This is a genomic window from Pseudomonas sp. KH_024_B2, from assembly GCF_057839965.1.
Window position 1 is genome coordinate 4401662 of sequence record NZ_CM174502.1, and the last position, 17994, is coordinate 4419655.

The 17994-nt window shown below is 60.9% G+C and carries 19 protein-coding genes, 1 pseudogene and 1 riboswitch; of the genes and pseudogenes, 5 read left to right on the forward strand and 15 right to left on the reverse strand.

The annotated features are described in order from the left end of the window. Positions 1 to 2: 2 nt before the first annotated feature. From cobC to cobO, 9 genes are all read right to left on the reverse strand, one after another. Positions 3 to 575: an alpha-ribazole phosphatase family protein gene (gene cobC, locus AC3I0A_RS20570; RefSeq protein ID WP_489374236.1), complete on the reverse strand. Its 573-nt coding sequence runs from the start codon at positions 573 to 575 to the stop codon at positions 3 to 5. After that, positions 572 to 1627, reverse strand: coding sequence for a nicotinate-nucleotide--dimethylbenzimidazole phosphoribosyltransferase (cobT, locus tag AC3I0A_RS20575; RefSeq protein WP_489374238.1), 1056 nt, complete (start codon positions 1625 to 1627; stop codon positions 572 to 574). The genes cobC and cobT overlap by 4 nt, the downstream gene beginning before the upstream one ends. Beyond that, positions 1624 to 2145 carry a bifunctional adenosylcobinamide kinase/adenosylcobinamide-phosphate guanylyltransferase gene (gene cobU, locus AC3I0A_RS20580; RefSeq protein ID WP_489374239.1) on the reverse strand — a complete coding sequence of 174 codons (522 nt, stop codon included), beginning with the start codon at positions 2143 to 2145 and terminating at the stop codon, positions 1624 to 1626. Before cobU ends, cobT begins: the two co-directional genes overlap by 4 nt. 150 nt (positions 2146 to 2295) lie before the next feature. Further along, positions 2296 to 3747, reverse strand: a complete 1452-nt coding sequence (locus AC3I0A_RS20585; protein ID WP_489374240.1) for a cobyric acid synthase — start codon at positions 3745 to 3747, stop codon at positions 2296 to 2298. Beyond that, entirely contained in the window at positions 3744 to 4736 is a 993-nt protein-coding gene (cobD, locus tag AC3I0A_RS20590) for a threonine-phosphate decarboxylase CobD (protein ID WP_489374241.1), read from the reverse strand. Before cobD ends, AC3I0A_RS20585 begins: the two co-directional genes overlap by 4 nt. Next, the gene (gene cbiB / locus AC3I0A_RS20595; protein WP_489374242.1) at positions 4729 to 5637 is read right to left on the reverse strand and encodes an adenosylcobinamide-phosphate synthase CbiB; all 909 of its coding nucleotides are present in this window, start codon (positions 5635 to 5637) and stop codon (positions 4729 to 4731) included. Before cbiB ends, cobD begins: the two co-directional genes overlap by 8 nt. Continuing rightward, positions 5634 to 6284, reverse strand: coding sequence for a 5,6-dimethylbenzimidazole synthase (gene bluB / locus AC3I0A_RS20600; protein WP_489374244.1), 651 nt, complete (start codon positions 6282 to 6284; stop codon positions 5634 to 5636). The genes cbiB and bluB overlap by 4 nt, the downstream gene beginning before the upstream one ends. Then, on the reverse strand, positions 6281 to 7726 hold the full coding sequence (locus tag AC3I0A_RS20605) for a cobyrinic acid a,c-diamide synthase CobB (RefSeq protein WP_489374245.1): 1446 nt from the start codon (positions 7724 to 7726) through the stop codon (positions 6281 to 6283). Before AC3I0A_RS20605 ends, bluB begins: the two co-directional genes overlap by 4 nt. After that, complete coding sequence (cobO, locus tag AC3I0A_RS20610; protein ID WP_489374246.1) at positions 7723 to 8334, reverse strand: cob(I)yrinic acid a,c-diamide adenosyltransferase; 612 nt, start codon at positions 8332 to 8334, stop codon at positions 7723 to 7725. The genes AC3I0A_RS20605 and cobO overlap by 4 nt, the downstream gene beginning before the upstream one ends. A 77-nt stretch (positions 8335 to 8411) precedes the next feature. Next, positions 8412 to 8647, reverse strand: a riboswitch (cobalamin riboswitch). A 155-nt stretch (positions 8648 to 8802) separates the two neighbouring features. On the opposite strand from cobO, the gene AC3I0A_RS20615 reads away from it, so the two are divergent. Further along, positions 8803 to 9387, forward strand: a complete 585-nt coding sequence (locus AC3I0A_RS20615) for a hypothetical protein (protein ID WP_489374248.1) — start codon at positions 8803 to 8805, stop codon at positions 9385 to 9387. A 158-nt stretch (positions 9388 to 9545) separates the two neighbouring features. On the opposite strand, the gene AC3I0A_RS20620 is transcribed toward AC3I0A_RS20615, so the two are convergent. The 6 genes from AC3I0A_RS20620 to AC3I0A_RS20645 form a co-directional block, all read right to left on the reverse strand. Further along, positions 9546 to 10208, reverse strand: coding sequence for a class I SAM-dependent methyltransferase (locus tag AC3I0A_RS20620; RefSeq protein WP_489374249.1), 663 nt, complete (start codon positions 10206 to 10208; stop codon positions 9546 to 9548). A gap of 23 nt (positions 10209 to 10231) precedes the next feature. Continuing rightward, complete coding sequence (locus AC3I0A_RS20625) at positions 10232 to 10765, reverse strand: C40 family peptidase (RefSeq protein ID WP_489374251.1); 534 nt, start codon at positions 10763 to 10765, stop codon at positions 10232 to 10234. A 255-nt stretch (positions 10766 to 11020) separates the two neighbouring features. After that, a complete protein-coding gene (locus AC3I0A_RS20630; protein WP_489374252.1) occupies positions 11021 to 11644 on the reverse strand; it encodes a C40 family peptidase in 624 nt (207 codons plus the stop codon). Between the two features lie 214 nt (positions 11645 to 11858). Then, complete coding sequence (hda, locus tag AC3I0A_RS20635; RefSeq protein WP_489374254.1) at positions 11859 to 12563, reverse strand: DnaA regulatory inactivator Hda; 705 nt, start codon at positions 12561 to 12563, stop codon at positions 11859 to 11861. Between the two features lie 231 nt (positions 12564 to 12794). After that, on the reverse strand, positions 12795 to 13865 hold the full coding sequence (locus tag AC3I0A_RS20640; protein WP_489374255.1) for an AI-2E family transporter: 1071 nt from the start codon (positions 13863 to 13865) through the stop codon (positions 12795 to 12797). A 35-nt stretch (positions 13866 to 13900) separates the two neighbouring features. Continuing rightward, positions 13901 to 14953: a DUF2066 domain-containing protein gene (locus AC3I0A_RS20645; RefSeq protein WP_489374257.1), complete on the reverse strand. Its 1053-nt coding sequence runs from the start codon at positions 14951 to 14953 to the stop codon at positions 13901 to 13903. A 383-nt stretch (positions 14954 to 15336) separates the two neighbouring features. On the opposite strand from AC3I0A_RS20645, the gene purM reads away from it, so the two are divergent. The 4 genes and pseudogenes from purM to AC3I0A_RS20665 form a co-directional block, all read left to right on the forward strand. Beyond that, positions 15337 to 16395: a phosphoribosylformylglycinamidine cyclo-ligase gene (purM, locus tag AC3I0A_RS20650; RefSeq protein WP_489374259.1), complete on the forward strand. Its 1059-nt coding sequence runs from the start codon at positions 15337 to 15339 to the stop codon at positions 16393 to 16395. A gap of 11 nt (positions 16396 to 16406) precedes the next feature. Beyond that, on the forward strand, positions 16407 to 17057 hold the full coding sequence (purN, locus tag AC3I0A_RS20655; RefSeq protein ID WP_489378561.1) for a phosphoribosylglycinamide formyltransferase: 651 nt from the start codon (positions 16407 to 16409) through the stop codon (positions 17055 to 17057). Positions 17058 to 17065: 8 nt separating this feature from the next. Beyond that, positions 17066 to 17779, forward strand: a complete 714-nt coding sequence (locus AC3I0A_RS20660; RefSeq protein WP_489374260.1) for a DUF3108 domain-containing protein — start codon at positions 17066 to 17068, stop codon at positions 17777 to 17779. Positions 17780 to 17888: 109 nt separating this feature from the next. Beyond that, positions 17889 to 17972, forward strand: a pseudogene (locus AC3I0A_RS20665) (IS5/IS1182 family transposase); the annotation flags it as partial. Between the last annotated feature and the right edge of the window lie 22 nt (positions 17973 to 17994).

A 17994-nucleotide genomic window follows, 5' to 3' on the forward strand; every position in this document is an offset into this window, starting at 1 on the left:
GCTCAGATCCCTTCGCTCAACACGGCATGGGCCTCGACCCGCAGCGAAAACAGCGCACCGTGGCCGACTTCGACATTGAGCAATTGCTCGCGGGGCAAACCCCGAGCCTGAGCCAGCAGCAAACGCATCACTCCGCCATGGCTGATCAACAACACCCGCTCACCGGCATAGGCTTGATGCAGCCGTTCGACCGCCGCCAGCACCCGCGCCGAAAACGCTATGACCGGCTCGCCCTCAGGTGGAGTGAATCCGTACGGATCCGCCCAGAACAGGCCCAAGGCTTGGGCGTCGGTTTCCATCAGTGCCGCTGCGCTCTGCCCTTCCCAGGCACCGAAATGCAGTTCTTGCAGGTCTTTTTCCAGTTGCACCGGCAAGCCAAGGCGCTCGCCCAGTTCCTCGGCGAAACGTGCGCAACGCTGCAACGGCGAGCTGACCAGCCGATCCCACGGCCCCAAGGCCTGCACGGCGGCGCGCATCTGCTCCCAGCCCTTGGCCGTCAACGCGTCATCCAGACTGCCGCGCAAACCGCCACCGAGTTCGGTTTCGCCGTGGCGCAGCAGGTCCAGTCGCATCATGCCGGGCGATCCGCCACGGCCGCTTCGGCGAAGGTCGCCATCTGCCCGTGCAGGTCGCAGGCCAGTCGCAACAACGGTACCGCCAACGCGGCGCCACTGCCCTCGCCCAAGCGCAAACCGAGGTCCAGCAACGGTTCGGCGCTCAAGGCCTCCAGCACATGCCGATGACCTGGCTCGGCACCGCGATGGCCGAACAGCAACCAGCCGCGACAGGCCGGATTCAAGCGCACCGCGACCAACGCCGCAACGCTGCAGATGAAGCCGTCCACCAGCACCGCCACGCCTTCCTGGGCGCAGGCCAGATAAGCCCCGACCAGCGCCGCGATCTCGAAACCACCGAGGTTGAACAGGGTCGGCAAGGCATCACCGCGCTGGGCGGCATGCAGCACCAGGGCTCGCTCGATGACCTGCGCTTTATGGCTGACGCCCGCGGCATTCAGCCCCGTGCCCGGCCCGGCCAGATGCGCCACCGGGCAATCCAGTAGCGCGCAGGCCAAGGCGCTGGCAGCGGTGGTGTTGCCAATGCCCATCTCGCCGCCGATAAACAGTTCGGCACCGGCCGCAATGGCGCGGCGCACGCTGTCACGTCCGGCCTCCAGAGCCAGTTCGCCCTGGGTTTGAGTCATGGCCGGGCCATTGACGAAGTTCTGTGTACCCGCGCCAATGTTCAGGTGACGCACGCCCGGCAGGTTCAGCGAAGGGGTGACGGTGCCCAGATCGACCACTTCCAGCTGCGCGCCCAATTGCCGCGCCAACACGCTGATGGCCGCACCGCCGCTGACGAAGTTATGCAGCATCTGCCCGGTGACTTCCTGAGGGAACGCCGAAACGCCTTCGGCGACGACACCGTGGTCACCGGCAAAAATCGCAATCCACAGTTGATTCAGACTCGGTTTGACCCGCCCCTGCAACCCGGCCAATTGCACCGCAACGCTTTCCAGTTGCCCAAGAGAACCGGCCGGTTTGGTCAGTTGCTGCTGACGGGCCGCCGCCTGCTCGTAAGCCTGCGTGTCGATCGCTTGGCACGGGTTCAGCCACCAGGAGTTACTCATAACGCAGTTCCTTTCAAAGTCAGGGGCAGGCCAGCGACGGTCAATACGACACGCTGACAGCGTTCAGCCAGGGCTTGATGCAACCAACCGGCTTCATCGACATAGCGGCGAGTCAATTCGCCCAGCGGCACGACACCCAGCCCGGTCTCGTTGCTGACAAAAATGATTTCACCCGGCAACAACGCCAGGCATTCCAGCAGCGCTTCACGCTCAGCGGCCAGACGCTCGGGGTTGTCCAGCATCAGCAGATTGGTCAGCCACAACGTCAGGCAATCCACCAGCAGGCAACCCTCGGCGCTCGCGGTTTCGCGTAGCACGCGGGCCAGTTCCAAGGGCTCTTCGATCAGCGCCCATTCGGCGGGACGACGGGCACGGTGATGGGCGACCCGCTCGTTCATTTCGCCGTCCAGCGGCTGGCTGGTGGCGATGTACGTCACGGCCAGGCCGCTGTCGGAGGCGAGTTTTTCCGCCAGACGACTTTTACCGGAACGGGCGCCGCCGAGGATCAGTTGCAGCATGTCTTAAATCCTTAATTTAGCGGTGAGGCCACTGGCCCCATCGCGAGCAAGCTCGCTCCCACATTTAATCCGTGCAGGGCACAGAATTGCGGCACAACGAAAATCCAATGTGGGAGCGAGCTTGCTCGCGATGAGGCCATAACAGTCGGCCTAAATCCCACAGAGCTCCCGCAAAAGCCCGGTATCCAAATGCTGTTCCACCAAATCAGCCAAGCGCTCGATATCGCGTTCGCGCAAGGCGTGGTAATCCACCTCCTGCACATCCTGCAAACCCGCCCAACGCAACAGCGCACTGCAGGCCGCCGGCGACTCGAACAGGCCATGCAGATAAGTGCCGAAAATCTGCCCGTCCTCGCTTTGCGCGCCATCACTGCGACCGTCGTCCAGCTGCACCGCAGCCAGCTCCAGCGCGGCACCGGTGGTGACCCCGGCATGAATTTCATAACCGCTGACGGGCGCGTCTTCCAGGGCTAAATGGCCACGGACGTTGCGCAGTTGTTTCTCTTCTTCAAGGACCGTGGCAAATGCCAACAAGCCCAGACCTTTACTGGAACCCGCCGCGCCTTCAAGGCCTAGCGGGTCGTGCAACTGCTCGCCGAGCATCTGCAAACCACCGCAGATCCCCAGCAACTTGCCGCCGTACCGCAGATGCCGGGCGATGGCCGTGTCCCAGCCGTTGGCGCGCAGGTACGCGAGGTCGCTGCGCACGCTCTTCGAGCCGGGGAGAATGATCAGGTCAGCGCTCGGAATCGGCTGGCCGGGGCCGACGAATTGCAGGTCGACTTGCGGGTGCAAACGCAGTGGATCGAAATCGGTGTGGTTGCTGATACGCGGCAAGACCGGCACCACGACTTTCAGCACCTGCTCAACCTTGTCGGTCTGACGCTGATCGAGGCCGTCTTCGGCTTCCAGATGCAGGTCCATGACATACGGCAACACACCCACCACCGGTTTTCCGGTGCGCTCTTCAAGCCAGTCGAGGCCCGGTTGCAGCAAGGCAATGTCGCCACGAAAACGGTTGATGATGAAACCTTTGACCCGCGCCTGTTCGCTGGCCGACAACAACTCCAGAGTCCCCACCAGATGGGCGAACACCCCGCCGCGATTGATATCGGCGATCAGCAGCACCGGGCAATCCACCGCTTCGGCAAAGCCCATGTTGGCGATATCGCCGGCACGCAGATTAATCTCGGCCGGCGAGCCTGCGCCTTCGACCATCACCACCGGGTAAGCGGCACTCAAGCGTTGATGGGAGGCCAACACCGCCTGCATGGCGATGGCTTTGTAATCGTGATAGGCCACGGCATTCATGCTGGTGACCGCACGACCATGGATGATCACCTGCGCGCCGGTATCGCTGTTGGGCTTGAGCAGCACCGGATTCATGTCGGTGTGGGGTTCAAGATTCGCGGCCTGAGCCTGTACCGCCTGGGCCCGACCGATTTCGCCGCCGTCCGCCGTTACCGCGCTGTTGAGCGCCATGTTCTGTGGTTTGAACGGCACGACGCTGATGCCCTGGCGGGTCAGCCAGCGGCACAACGCCGTTACCAGGGTACTTTTACCGGCGTCCGAGGTGGTGCCTTGCACCATCAGCGTGGTCATGATGCTTCCTTGCTGTAGGCCTCGAAGGCTTGTTCGAGGCGCAGCCAGTCGGCTTCATCGCCCGGCAAGCCGAAACGCAGGCTGCTGTTGTGGGTGAAAATGCGCAGCAGAATGCCGCGTCGGGCCATGAACTCGTGCAACTGTTCCGCGTGGGAGGTGATCAGCCATTGGAACAAGGCGCAACCGCCTTGCGGTTTGAACCCATGGCGCTCCAGCAGTTGCGCCAGGCGTTGACTGGCCTCTTCACTGCGCAGGCGTTGCCGGGCATGCCCGACCGTATCGCGCAGGCAAACCTGCCCCACCACCCGGGTCGGCCCGCTGACCGCCCACGGCCCGAGCTGTTCGGCGAGCAATTTGAGCAGCTTGCGCTCGGCCAGCACGAAACCCAGTCGTACACCGGCCAGGCCGAAAAACTTGCCGAATGATCGCAGGACGATCAGCCCGACTTGAGTGGCATGCGCAGCCAGGCTCAGGTGCGGTGTGTTGTCCATGAAGGCTTCATCGACCACCAGCCAGCCACCGCGCTGCGCCAGTCGCGCATGCCAGTCGAGCAGGCGATCCGGGGTCAGGCTCAGACCGGTCGGGTTGTTCGGGTTGACCACCACCAGCACGTCGAGGTTGTCGAGAAAGAAGTCGACTTCCTGTTCCAGCACTTCTCGCACGATGTAGCCGCCGCGGCGCCAGGCCTCGGCATGTTCGGCGTAACAGGGCGAGAGCACGCCAACCTTGCCGGCGCGGCGCAAACGCGGCAGCAACTGGATCGCTGCTTGCGAGCCCGGCACCGGCAGCACTTGAGCGGCACCGTAGTAATCGCAGGCCGCCTGTTCGAGGCCATCATCGGTTTCCGGCAAGCGTGCCCAGGCCCGTGACGGAATTTCCGGTACCGGCCACGGCCAGGGCGCGAGGCCGCTGGACAGGTCCAGCCAATCGGTTTCGGCAATGCCATAGTGCAGCGCCGCCTTGCGCAACCGTCCACCGTGCTCAAGCATAGAATTCAGCCCCCACGCAGAGAATCAGCAGCCATAACCACACACCGCGCCGCACCAGTTGCCAGCCTCGGTCGATGGAGTCAGCGTCGGCAGGCAGCCCCTCGCCCAGTTGCGGACGCTGATGCAGTTCGCCGTGGTAGATTGCGGCCCCGCCCAACTCTACGCCCAGAGCACCCGCGCCCGCCGCCATCACCGGACCGGCATTCGGGCTGTCCCAGGTGGATCCCTGAGTCCGCCAGCATTTCAGTGCCAGACGCGTCTTGCCCAATAACGCGTAGGTCAAGGCAACCAGACGAGCAGGAATATAGTTAAGAGCATCGTCGATTTTCGCCGCCGCCCAACCGAAGCGTTCGAAGCGTTCATTGCGATAGCCCCACATCGCATCCAGCGTATTGCTCAGGCGATACAACACCACGCCCGGCGCACCGGCGACGGCAAACCAGAACAACGCGGCGAACACCGCATCGCTGCCGTTTTCCAGCACCGACTCGGTGGCGGCCCGGGCGACTTCCGTTGAATCGAGCTCACTGGTCTGACGGCTGACCAGATAGCCCACTCGCCGCCGGGCTTCGTCCAGGTCATCGCTGCGCAGGGCTTGAGCGACCGGCTCGACATGCTCGCCGAGGCTGCGTAAGCCAAGGGCGCAATACAGCGCGAGGATCTCGACCAGCCAACCGACATAGGGCAGCCAGGAAAGGGCCGTCGCCAACAGGGTCAGCGGCAACACCGCCAGCACCCAGGCGGTGACACCATGACTGCGCCAGCCGCGACCAGCGGAGTTGAAACGTTGCTCGATGCGATCGGCAAAACGGCCGAACGCCACCAGCGGATGCCAGCGTTTGGGTTCGCCCAGCAGCGCATCCAGCGCGACTGCAGCGGCACTCAACAACGCCACACTCATTGACTCACTCCCCAATAATTTTCATACAGCAATTCACTCAGCGGACGCGGCTGCGCCCAGCCTTCGAGCATCAACATGGGCGCCGGATAAAACGCTTTCACCGGTCCCAGACACAACACCGCCAAAGGTTTTGCCCCGGTCGGCAGACCGAGCAGATCGGCCAGCGCCTGGGGCTCGAACAACGACACCCAGCCCATGCCCAGGCCTTCGGCGCGAGATGCCAGCCAGAGATTCTGAATGGCACAGGACAACGACGCCATGTCCATTTCCGGCAAGGTCCGACGACCAAAGATATGCCGCTCGCGATCATCCATCAGCGCAGCGACCAGCACCTCGGCGCAGTCGTTGATGCCTTCGACCTTCAGCTTCATGAATTCGTCGGAACGTTCGCCCAGCGCCTCGGCGGTGCGCACGCGTTCTTCTTCCACCAGCTGCTGAATCTTGCCGCGCAACGGGCGGTCAGTGATGCGGATAAACCGCCACGGCTGCATCAGGCCAACGCTGGGGGCTTGATGGGCGGCTTCGAGCAGGCGGCTGAGCAGTTCAGGCTCGACGGTGCCGCCAGCGAAGTGGCGCATGTCGCGGCGTTCGCCGATGGCTCGGTAGACCGCCGCGCGTTCGTCCGCAGAAAATGCGTTGTCAGTCATGGCCTCTTCGCGAGCAAGCTCGCTCCCACAGTGAATTGCGTCGCGCTGTCCGTTGAGTACGACTCTTCTGCAAGCAAGTCGGCTTTCCCAGGGAGTACGCGGTCGAATGTGGGAGCGAGCTTGCTCGCGATAGCGGTTTGCGCGCCAGGCGCAAACAGCGCGGCCACCGCAGAGGGATTGGAAGGAAAGTAGAAGTGCACATAAGAGGCAGTCATTCGACCTTCACGGTAGACCGCTTCAGCGCCACGTCCACCGTTGGGGCTCAGACCACGGGCAATCGGCGCAAGCTCGGTGCTGGTCAGCGAGTGGTGATAGGTGTGACCGCGCAACGAGCCTTCCGGCAGATCAACTGCCTGCAAGGCCAAGGCCGCCAGGCGCTTTTGCATCACCGCGTCCCCCGCCAGCAAGCCCAGCAGTTCGGCGCGTTGTCCCTCGACATCGGTCAGGGAGTCGAGCAGATACAACATGCCGCCACACTCCGCCAGCAACGGCTTGCCCGCCCCGTGGTGCGCGCGGATCGCCGCCAGCATCGTGGCGTTTTCCGCCAGCGCCAGATGATGCAATTCCGGGTATCCGCCCGGCAGGTACAAACTGTCAGCTTCAGGCAGTTCACGGTCATGGATCGGCGAGAAGAACAGCAACTCGGCGCCCATCGCCCGCAGCAGATCCAGACTCGCGCCGTAGGTAAACGCGAACGCTTCATCGCGGGCCACGGCAATCCGCACACCGGTCAATAATGGCTCGGCGACGACGACCTCAGGCGCAGCGAACTCGACCGGCGGCGGCAACGCCACTTCGCAACTGCCGGCCAAAGCTTCGGCCGCCGCGTCGAGGCGCAGGTCCAGATCATTCAGTTCGCTGGCCTGCACCAGGCCCAGGTGCCGGCTCGGCAGTTCGATCCCGGTTTCCCGGGACAATGCGCCATACCAGCGCAAGCCCTCGGTCAGGCTGCCTTCGAGCAATTGCGCATGGCGCAAGGTGCCGACGCGGTTGGCCAGCACGCCGGCAAACGGCAAGTCCGGCTGATAACGCGCCAGGCCCAAGGCCAGGGCGCCGAAGGTCTGGGCCATGGCCGTGCCGTCGATCACTGCGAGCACCGGAACGCCGAAGTGCCGCGCCAGGTCAGCACTGGACGGCGTCCCGTCGAACAGGCCCATGACCCCTTCGATCAGGATCAGGTCAGCCTCGCCCGCCGCTTCCCACAACAGTCGGCGGCTTTCCTGTTCGCCGACCATCCACATGTCCAGTTGATACACCGGCGCACCGCTGGCGCGCTCGAGAATCATCGGGTCGAGAAAGTCCGGACCGCACTTGAACACACGAACCTTGCGTCCCTGATTGCGATGCAAGCGGGCCAGCGCGGCGGTCACGGTGGTCTTGCCCTGACCGGAAGCCGGCGCGGCGATCAATACCGCCGGGCAATGACGTGCATCACTACTCACAGCTCGATGCCTTTTTGCGCTTTGATCCCGGCCTGGAACGCATGCTTGAGCACACCCATTTCGGTGACCGTGTCGGCCAGATCGATCATCTCGGGCTTGGCGCCGCGACCGGTGACCAGCACATGCTGCATCGGCGGGCGAGCCTGCAAGTCGCTGAGCACCTGGTCCAGGTCCAGATAGCCGTGCTTGAGGGCGATGTTCAATTCGTCGAGCACCACCAGGCCGATGGCCGGGTCACGCAGCAGCTCACGGGACACTTGCCAGGCCGCTTCGGCCGCGGCGATGTCACGCTGACGGTCCTGGGTTTCCCAGGTGAAGCCTTCGCCCATCACGTGAAAGCGCACTTGCTCGGGGAAGCGTCGAAAGAACAGCTCCTCGCCAGTGCTGTTGCGGCCCTTGATGAACTGCACCACGCCGCATTGCATGCCATGGCCCATGGCCCGGGCAAGCATGCCGAACGCGGAGCTGCTTTTACCTTTGCCGTTGCCGGTCAGGACCAGCAGCAGCCCGCACTCGTTCGGTGAGTTGGCAATACGCTCGTCGATTACCGCTTTTTTGCGCAGCATGCGCGCCAGATGGCGTTCGTCACGATCGGGGGATTCAGTCATGGCAGCTCTCCACTAGGGTGGATAATGGGGGGCAGGAATAGAAATAGATGGCATAAGCCTGGCATCGCCCACCGTGATGCCGTTGGATGGATCAGGCCGGTCTCCGGGCTCATGAGTGGGTTTACTCCCGGACTGCACGCCTTCCCATGTCGACGTACGACACAGTGGCACAAAGCACAGTCTTGACTCATTTACCGTTGCGGGGGCAGCGCCGGGATCGCTGCCCGTTCTGTTAAAGAACGCACACTCACCGGCTTCCCTGTTTCACTCTGTCGACCCTCGGCCACAGAGCACCTGAAACAAGTCGCGAAGGTTAGAGGGTTGGGGGTGGAGCGTCAATTAAACCCGGGACGCCTGCCCGCGATTATGTGCCGTCGATCAATAAACTGACGCCAATCTTGTGCCACACTGAAAGCAGTGATATCAAATAGCCACAACCCCATCATCACAATAACAAGGGTGAGCAACATGCAAGGCATGATCATCAGCAATCCCAAGCTGGAATTCCTGCGCCCGGTGCTGGAGCGCTGGTTTGACTGTATCGATCGCTACAACCAGGTGCGCGGCGATAACGAATCGCCTTATTGGTTCGATGAACGAGCCAATCTTGGCCTGATCTCGGCTGCCGCCTGGATGGCGGAAATGGTTACCCTGGAACAGACCCCGAGCAAAAAACAGCAGGAAGACGGCGACCGCAACGGGCGTGCCGATCTCTTCATCGCCACCCAGGAAGAACGGGTCTATCTCCAGGCCACCCAGCGCTGGCCGCGGGTCAACAACCTGAATCTCACTCAAGCGCTGGCCGACATCGCTGGTGATGCGAAGAAAATCAGCTACGCCAGCGATCTGAAGCTTGGCTGCCTGTTCGTCGCCCCACAAAAGGCCCAGCAAAGCGCCACTCCCGAAGAACTGCAGGACATGCTCGACGACCTGCAAAAGGAACATACCTGCGCTGTGGCCTGGTATTTTCCTTACGCCTACCGCAAATTGCGCAATGAAGCCGGCAACTATCATCCGGGCATCGCCGTGCTGCTCAAAGAAGCGCGCGGCTGAGAGATTGATCCCTCCGGCACGGCGGCCAAGTGAAGCAATCGAGGCCGAACACATAACCTGTGGGAGCGTGGCTTGCCCGCGAAAAACGATGACGCGTAATGCCTAAAAAACCTCGGTGTTCGCTTCGCGGGCAAGCCCGCTCCCACAAAGGCTATTGCCTACCGCTTGCGGCACAACGTCAGCCCATCGCCTAACGGCAACAGCGACAAGTCGACACGCGAGTCATCCTTCAAGGCGCGGTTCAGCGCCTGGATGGCCCGGGTGTCTTCACTCTCGGGATTGACCTCGAGCACCCGCCCGCTCCACAGCGTGTTATCGAAAATCGCCAGGCCGCCGCTTCGCAGCAAACGCAAAGCGCTCTCCAGATAGGCCGGATAATTGGCTTTGTCGGCATCGATGAAGATCAAGTCGAAACAGCCGCCCTGCCCTTGCTGCTCGATCTGCGCCAGGGTTTCCAGCGCAGGTGCCAGGCGCAAATCAATCCGCTGCGCCACACCCGCCTCCTGCCAGTAACGGCGGGCGGTGGCATTGTAATCACCGGGGATATCGCAACAGATCAAGGTACCCTCTTCCGGCAAAGCCGAGGCCATGCATAAGGCGCTATAGCCGGTGAAAGTGCCGACTTCCAGCAAGCGCCTGGCGCCGGTCAGCTTGACCAATAACGCAAGGAACTGGCCCTGCTCGGGCGCCACCTGCCAGCGGGCCATGGGTAGCGCTTGGGTTTCGTCACGCAAACGACGCAACAACGGCGTTTCGCGCAGGGAAACCTCCAGCAGGTAACTGTAGAGGGCATCATCGAGGTTAAGCGTGCGAGCGGTCATGACAACCTCTGCGAAGGTGCGACCTAAGGGTTGCGCGCCAGATGCTCTGGCTGCAATACCCGCTTGGCGCTGAGATAGGCTTTCTGCCAATAGGCTTTGGACAGACTGTCCAGCTTCACCGTTCCGCCGGTGGCCGGCGCGTGAACAAATCGACCTTCGCCGACATAGATCCCGGCGTGGCTGACCTGTGAGCCGCCATTGGTGGCAAAAAATACCAGGTCACCGGTCTGCAATGCGTTCTGGTCGACATCCTGCGCCTGCATGCCAATCATCTCGCGGGTCGAACGCGGCAGCGTGATGCCAGCGGTATCGCGATAGACATAGCCGATCAGGCCACTGCAATCAAAACCCGAATCCGGCGTATTACCGCCCCAACGATAAGGCGTCCCCACCAGGCCCAAGGCACGGAAAAGCACGTCTTCGGCCGCAGGCGAGAATGTTTGGGCGGAAGTGAAAACAGGAGACCGAACCACCGGTGCAGGTGGCGGAGTACGGCTGGCGCAAGCACTGAGCAGTGCAGCGAACACGAGAAGCGCGAGGCGGGCCGACGTCGACATATGCAGAACAATCCTGATCTGGATGCGGCTTTCTCTGCCGTGAGGCTGAAAACAAAACCGCGCAAGCAAGGCTTACGCGGTTGAGTGATCAACAATATCTCAGGATTCTAGCGGCTATGCGTCAAACTTCAAGTAAGACTTTAAGTTGACCTTACAAATCGCAAGATTACTTGCGAACCATGACCGTGGTCGGTGCCATTGCCAGAACACGCTTGGCTTCGACGCCTTGTTCCAGCAACTGCCCCCCAGACAAGATTACTTGCGAGCCATGACCGTGGTCGGGGCCATTGCCAGAGCACGCTTGGCTTCGATGAAGGTCTTGCTCCAGTAACTGTCGCCCAGGCTATCGACCCGGACGCCGCCGCTGCGGCGGCTGCTGGAGTGAATGAACTGGTTATCACCCAGGTAGATCCCGGCGTGGCTGACGCGACCACGACGACCATTGGTGCTGAAGAACAGCAAGTCACCTGGTTCAAGGTTGTTGCGAGCGACCAGCGGTGCGTCCACGTTGATCATTTCGCGAGTGGAGCGCGGCAAATTCATGCCGGCCTCTTCACGAAACAGATAACCGATGAAACCACTGCAATCGAAGCCTGCCTCGGAGGTGCCGCCGAAACGGTAGCGGGTACCGACCAGGGACATGCCACGTTCGAGGATGCTGTCGGCCAGAACAGGCAGCTGATAAGGCTTGCTACCAGAGAAGTCGGCCAGTTCTTTTTCGCTTGCCTGCTCTTCCTGGTAAATAACGGAAGATTGGGCAGTAACAGAGTTTTTAACCTGTTGTTCTTGCTGTTGCTGCGTCACTGGAGAGTGCGCAGCGCAACCGAACAACAGGGTGACGAGTGCGAGAGGCACGAGGGGTGCAAAGCGATTTAGCATGGGCACGACCGTGGCTGATAGTTTTGAAGAGCCGAGACTATGCCTTCTATCATCCTCATTTGCAAATTCAATCGATGCAAATGTGACTTATCGGTTTCTCGTTTACATCTAAGGCCTTAAGCCCGATATAAACGCTTCGCGCTCCCTGAAAACATCCTCGGAGCGGGTTTTCTGGTGTCTGAAAAGTACCGAAAAAGCATTGCTGGCCTTGGTTTTACCAGCCCAGGGTTTCTTTCAGGAAAGGAATGGTCAGCTTGCGCTGGGCCTGCAACGAAGCCTGATCGAGGCGTTCGAGCAACTCGAACAACGCACTCATGCTGCGGGTGCCGCGAGTGAGGATAAAGTGCCCGACTTCGTCGGTCAGGTGCAGACCACGGCGCGAAGCACGCAATTGCAAAGCACGCAGCTTGTCCTCATCGGACAGCGCACGCATCTGGAAAATCAACGCCAGGGTCAGGCGTGATTTCAAGTCCGCCAGCTTAACCGGCAGCTCCCGTGGCGAGGTTGAAGCGGCGATCAGCAGACGCCGACCACTGTCACGCAAACGATTGAACAGATGGAACAGCGCTTCTTCCCAGTCTGCCCGCCCCGCTACCGCCTGCAGATCATCCAGGCAGACCAGCTCATATTGCTCAAGGTTGTCGAGAATTTCGATACCGCGATCCAGCAGCTCCGCCAGCGGCAGGTACACCGCTGGTTCGCCCATTTGCTCAAACCGCAAGCAAGCGGCTTGCAGCAAGTGCGTACGCCCCACGCCGTCCTTGCCCCAGAGGTAAATCAGGCTTTCGGTCCAGCCGGCGTCGGCTTCGCAAAGCCGCTCGACATAGCCGAGTGCAGCGGCATTGGCGCCTGGGTAGTAATTGATAAAGGTGGCGTCATCACGCAGACGCACACCTAGGGGCAGCTGAATCGGTTTCATGCTGACTGAACAGTTCTAACGAACCGTTAGTGGCCTCTGTGTAAAGTTTGCAAAGTTTATACCCGTGACGCCGGGCGCACAATGCAACAGACCATAAGCAAAATCAAAGGTTTGCGTTAACTTGCAGGAATCAGCGGGGTTTGTTTGCCAGCGTTTGTGACAGTCGCAAGAGCGCCAGGGCAAACCCGGCACTGAGCCGGGGGGCCCTCGACGACTAATCAGAAGACCTTATTAATCAGGATCTTCCACGCCGCTGTACATGCCCGAGTCCTTATACAAATCGTGCACATGGCGCACCAGCACCATGATCACCGCCGCCACCGGCAATGCCAGCAGGATCCCGGTAAAACCAAAAAGCTCGCCGCCCGCCAGAATCGCGAAGATCACCGCCACCGGATGCAGACCGATCCGGTCCCCCACCAGCAACGGGGTCAAGACCATGCCTTCCAGCGCCTGACCGACCATGAATACCGCAACGATGCCAATCATGGGGTACAGATCGCCACCAAACTGGAACAGGCCGGCCACAAGGGCCGCGCCGATCCCGATGACGAAGCCCATATACGGCACGATGGCCGCCAGGCCGGCAATCAGACCGATCAACAGTCCCAGCTCCAGTCCGACCGCCATCAAGCCCGCCGCATAGATCACGCCCAATGCCAGCATCACCAGCAACTGACCACGAACAAAGGCCCCGAGCACTTCGTGGCACTCGCCGGTCAATGACATCACACGCTCTTCACGATCGCGCGGCAGCAGACTGCGGACCTTCGCCATCATCAGGTCCCAGTCCCGCAGCAGGTAGAAACTGACCACCGGAATCAACACCAGATTGGCCAGCCAGCCAATCAACGCGAGACTGGACGCCGTTGCATGACTCAGCACCATGCCAACGATGTCAGTGGTCTGGCCCATGTGTTCACTGATGGCAGCCTTGACCTTGTCGAACTTCCAGAAGCCATCTGCAAGACCCAGCTTCGACTGCGCCCAAGGCATCGCCGTGTGCTGCAGCCAATCGAGCATTTGCGGTGCCAGTTCATACAAACGGAATAATTGCTTGGCCAACATCGGTACCAGAACCAGCAACAGCGTCATGACGATCACGCTAAACAGCGCGAACACCGCTATCACGCCCCAGGTTCGCGAGAGACCGAGCTTTTCCAGGCGATCCACCAGCGGGTCGAACAGATAGGCCAGCAGCAGCGCCACCAGGAACGGGGTGAGGATCGGATGCAGCAGGTACACAAACGCGAACAGCAGGATCACCCCGCCCAACCACACCCAACGACGCGTATCAGCCATGAACCGCTCCAGCTTCTATATAAGGAAAGAACAACTTACCAACGGAAACGCAATTGCACGGCGGGTGCCGGAGCAACAACTGGCGCCGCACCTCCGACCACCGGTTGAGCAGGCGCTACCGGCGCCACTGCCTCACCCACGGGAACCTCTTGCAGCCTTGCCAACCCCAATTGCGCTCGCAATTGCTCGGCGCTGCCATTGACCCGATAAATGACCCGGTCGCCCTCGACGCGCTGCAGTTGCCCGCCAAACGGCTCGAGCAAACGGCCCAGTTCCGCGTAACGCTCCAGGGTCATGCCCTGCACCTCCAGAAGTTGCGCGGTGGAAGAACCGGGTTTGGCGACGAAACGTGGCGCCAACTTCTGACTGACGGCCAGCAAGACCGCATCGGCGAGAGCCGCGGTATCGGCGCCCTGTACGCTGCCCTGTTCGCGCTGATCACCCAGCCACAGACGCCAGTTGGCCTGCCACTGCCCGCCTTCTTCACGGGCGTGCACGGCCAGCAATGCGTCAGCGGCGTAACGCTGCGAAGCCGCACGCAACGGCGCGGGGTCAGTGCCTTCAAGCGTCGGCGCGGTGGCGACAATCTGTTCATCCAGATCGCCCAATGGCAGACGTAATGGCAAACCGCGGTGCTGGGCCGCACGACGCAGCGGCACTGCGCTGGCCTGACCGTCGCCCACCAGGCTTGCGCCTTCAGCCGAATCGTTCAGCCACCAGCCAAGAATCGACGGGCGATTGCTCCCCCATAACGCCAACCCTGCCTGGCGCAATGCACGGTCGGTGCTGGCCGGATCGAAATCGACTTTCAGGCTTTCGGGCGGGCCGGCGTCATAGCCGTATTGACTGATGATCTGCTGCGGATCCTTGCGAATAGCCGCCAGCCCCGGGTTCTGCGGGGCCTTGGCATCACCGGTCAAGCGCAGCACCAGAGTGTCCAGGGCTCGCTGTGTGGCCTGTTCACGCTCTTGCGCAGACTGACCATCGACCGGCTCGCGCACTTGATAGAGGCCACTGAGGGTTTCGGCATGACTCGCCAGGCTGACAAATGACAAACAGCCCACAAAAAGAAATTTACACAGGCGCATGGAAGATTCCCGACGGCAAAAGCGGCTGGAACAGACCGCATGAACACAATTGAGCAAGGCTGTGACCACACGCCCAGGCAAAACATTCACACGACCCTGGTTAGTTTTCGTACTGTCATAACGATAGTCAGTTAAAGGCTATACCTTATACAGCCATGGGCGAGGCGACCAATACACGCAATAATGGTTTTTTTAACGCGATATGTCCCTGCCCGTCGGCCTGAGGATGGCCGCTGCCCCTCAAGCCTGATAAAATCGCGCGCCTTCGCAGACCGGCAACAGCTGGGCACCCTGAAATACCCGCGCAACAATCGCGCATTGGTTTTTCAGCGGTCTCACTGGACTCGGTCGATACCCCTGAATCCCCCCTAAAGGCCTGGATCATGAGCAAGCAACCCTCCCTGAGCTACAAGGACGCCGGTGTAGACATCGACGCCGGTGAAGCATTGGTCGAACGCATCAAGAGCGTCGCCAAGCGCACTGCGCGCCCGGAAGTCATGGGCGGCCTGGGCGGTTTTGGCGCCCTCTGCGAAATCCCGGCCGGCTACAAACAACCGGTTCTGGTCTCCGGCACCGACGGCGTCGGCACCAAGCTGCGCCTGGCACTGAATCTGAATAAACACGACAGCATCGGCATCGACCTGGTCGCCATGTGCGTCAACGATCTGGTGGTGTGCGGCGCAGAGCCGCTGTTCTTCCTCGATTACTACGCCACTGGCAAGCTGAATGTCGAAACCGCTACCCAGGTAGTGACCGGTATCGGCGCTGGCTGCGAATTGTCCGGTTGCTCGCTGGTCGGCGGCGAAACCGCTGAAATGCCTGGCATGTACGAAGGCGAAGATTACGACCTGGCCGGTTTCTGTGTCGGCGTCGTGGAAAAATCCGAAATCATCGACGGCTCGAAAGTCGCCGCTGGCGATGCCCTGCTCGCCCTGCCATCTTCCGGTCCGCACTCCAACGGCTACTCGCTGATCCGCAAGATCATCGAAGTGTCCGGTGCCGACATCGAGAACATCCAGCTCGACGGCAAACCGCTGACCGACCTGCTGATGGCCCCGACCCGTATCTACGTGAAGCCGCTGCTCAAGCTGATCAAAGACACTGGCGCCGTCAAAGCCATGGCCCACATCACCGGTGGCGGCCTGCTCGACAACATCCCGCGCGTTCTGCCTAAAGGCGCTCAGGCGGTGGTTGACGTCGCCAGCTGGCAGCGCCCGGCGGTCTTCGACTGGTTGCAGGAAAAAGGCAACGTTGAAGAAGTGGAAATGCACCGCGTACTGAACTGCGGCGTAGGCATGGTGATCTGTGTGGCTCAGGAGCATGTTGAAACTGCCCTGAACGTTCTGCGTGAAGCAGGCGAGCAACCTTGGGTCATCGGCCAGATCGCGACTGCCGCCGAAGGCGCAGCGCAGGTCGAGCTGAAAAACCTCAAGGTTCACTGATGCAAGAGCCGATGCCAGCAACCTGTGATGTCGTGGTGCTGCTGTCCGGCTCCGGCAGTAACTTGCAGGCCCTGATCGACAACAGTCAGGCCGGGGACAACCCGGCCCGCATCCGCGCGGTGATCTCCAACCGCGCCGATGCCTACGGTCTGCAACGCGCCTTCGATGCGGGTATCGAAACCCGCACTCTGGATCACAAGGCTTTCGAAGGCCGCGAGGCCTTCGATGCCGCCTTGATCGAACTGATCGACGCCTTCGAACCCAAGCTTGTCGTCCTGGCCGGATTTATGCGCATCCTCAGCGCTGATTTCGTCCGTCATTACCAGGGCCGCCTGCTGAATATCCACCCTTCGCTGCTACCCAAATACAAAGGGTTACACACTCATCAGCGAGCGCTGGAGGCCGGCGACACTGAGCACGGCTGCAGCGTGCACTTCGTCACCGAGGAACTCGATGGCGGACCACTGGTCGTACAGGCAGTGATCCCGGTAGAGTTAGACGACTCGCCACAAAGTCTGGCGCAACGAGTCCACGTCCAGGAACACCGGATTTATCCGATGGCCGTGCGCTGGTTTGCCGAAGGTCGGTTAACACTGGGTGAACATGGTGCATTATTGGATGGTCAGTTACTTGCGGCCAGCGGCCACTTGATTCGAATCTAGGAGATTTTATGCGTCGCGCCCTGCTCTTCGCTTGTGCTCTGCTCGCCCTGCCGGTTGTGCAGGCAGCAGACCTTCAACCTTTCTCCGCCAGCTATACCGCCGACTGGAAGCAACTTCCAATGAGCGGCACCGCTGAACGCAGCCTTGAAAAAACCGCCAATGGCACATGGAAGCTGAGTTTCAAGGCGTCCATGATGATTGCCAGTATCACCGAAGAAAGTACCCTGAAGCTCGACAAGGACACCCTGTTGCCGCAGTCCTACCACTTCGAACGTGGCGGCCTGGGCAAAGCCAAAAAAGCCGATCTGGATTTCGACTGGTCGACCAAGATGGTCACCGGCACCGATCGCGGCGACCCCGTCAAATTGCCATTGAATCGCGGCATGGTCGACAAATCCACCTACCAGCTTGCCCTGCAGCACGACGTAGCCGCTGGCAAGAAAAGCATGAGCTACCAGGTGGTCGATGGCGGCGAAGTCGATACCTATGACTTCCGTGTACTCGGTTCGGAGAAAGTCGACACCAAGGCTGGCCAGATCGATGCGATCAAGGTCGAGCGCGTGCGCGACCCGACGCAAAGCAAACGCATCACGGTCATGTGGTTCGCCAAAGACTGGGATTACCTGCTGGTACGCCTGCAACAGGTCGAGACCGACGGCAAGGAGTACAACATCATGCTCCTGGACGGCAACGTCAACGGCAAGACTGTCAAAGGCAGCTGATCCGGACCGAATCAAAAAAGCCTCGCGATTGCGGGGCTTTTTTTCGCCTGCATTTTTTAAGATCGCAGCATGATCGCTCCCACGTTCCCGCGAGGGAATGCATCCGGGGGTGGCGTCCCGGTACGATAAGTTGAAAAGAGACTACGAAAGCATGGTGGCCATGGCCTGTGAGGTCCTATGGCTACCGATGTGAAACGTCAACAGCCCCTAGCGCA

Coding starts and splice junctions, on each gene's coding strand:
- cobC (WP_489374236.1), bottom strand. CDS start 575: ATGATGCGACTGGACCTGCTGCGCCACGGCGAAACCGAACTCGGTGGC.
- cobT (WP_489374238.1), bottom strand. CDS start 1,627: ATGAGTAACTCCTGGTGGCTGAACCCGTGCCAAGCGATCGACACGCAG.
- cobU (WP_489374239.1), bottom strand. CDS start 2,145: ATGCTGCAACTGATCCTCGGCGGCGCCCGTTCCGGTAAAAGTCGTCTG.
- AC3I0A_RS20585 (WP_489374240.1), bottom strand. CDS start 3,747: ATGACCACGCTGATGGTGCAAGGCACCACCTCGGACGCCGGTAAAAGT.
- cobD (WP_489374241.1), bottom strand. CDS start 4,736: ATGCTTGAGCACGGTGGACGGTTGCGCAAGGCGGCGCTGCACTATGGC.
- cbiB (WP_489374242.1), bottom strand. CDS start 5,637: ATGAGTGTGGCGTTGTTGAGTGCCGCTGCAGTCGCGCTGGATGCGCTG.
- bluB (WP_489374244.1), bottom strand. CDS start 6,284: ATGACTGACAACGCATTTTCTGCGGACGAACGCGCGGCGGTCTACCGA.
- cobO (WP_489374246.1), bottom strand. CDS start 8,334: ATGACTGAATCCCCCGATCGTGACGAACGCCATCTGGCGCGCATGCTG.
- AC3I0A_RS20615 (WP_489374248.1), top strand. CDS start 8,803: ATGCAAGGCATGATCATCAGCAATCCCAAGCTGGAATTCCTGCGCCCG.
- AC3I0A_RS20620 (WP_489374249.1), bottom strand. CDS start 10,208: ATGACCGCTCGCACGCTTAACCTCGATGATGCCCTCTACAGTTACCTG.
- AC3I0A_RS20625 (WP_489374251.1), bottom strand. CDS start 10,765: ATGTCGACGTCGGCCCGCCTCGCGCTTCTCGTGTTCGCTGCACTGCTC.
- AC3I0A_RS20630 (WP_489374252.1), bottom strand. CDS start 11,644: ATGCTAAATCGCTTTGCACCCCTCGTGCCTCTCGCACTCGTCACCCTG.
- hda (WP_489374254.1), bottom strand. CDS start 12,563: ATGAAACCGATTCAGCTGCCCCTAGGTGTGCGTCTGCGTGATGACGCC.
- AC3I0A_RS20640 (WP_489374255.1), bottom strand. CDS start 13,865: ATGGCTGATACGCGTCGTTGGGTGTGGTTGGGCGGGGTGATCCTGCTG.
- AC3I0A_RS20645 (WP_489374257.1), bottom strand. CDS start 14,953: ATGCGCCTGTGTAAATTTCTTTTTGTGGGCTGTTTGTCATTTGTCAGC.
- purM (WP_489374259.1), top strand. CDS start 15,337: ATGAGCAAGCAACCCTCCCTGAGCTACAAGGACGCCGGTGTAGACATC.
- purN (WP_489378561.1), top strand. CDS start 16,407: ATGCCAGCAACCTGTGATGTCGTGGTGCTGCTGTCCGGCTCCGGCAGT.
- AC3I0A_RS20660 (WP_489374260.1), top strand. CDS start 17,066: ATGCGTCGCGCCCTGCTCTTCGCTTGTGCTCTGCTCGCCCTGCCGGTT.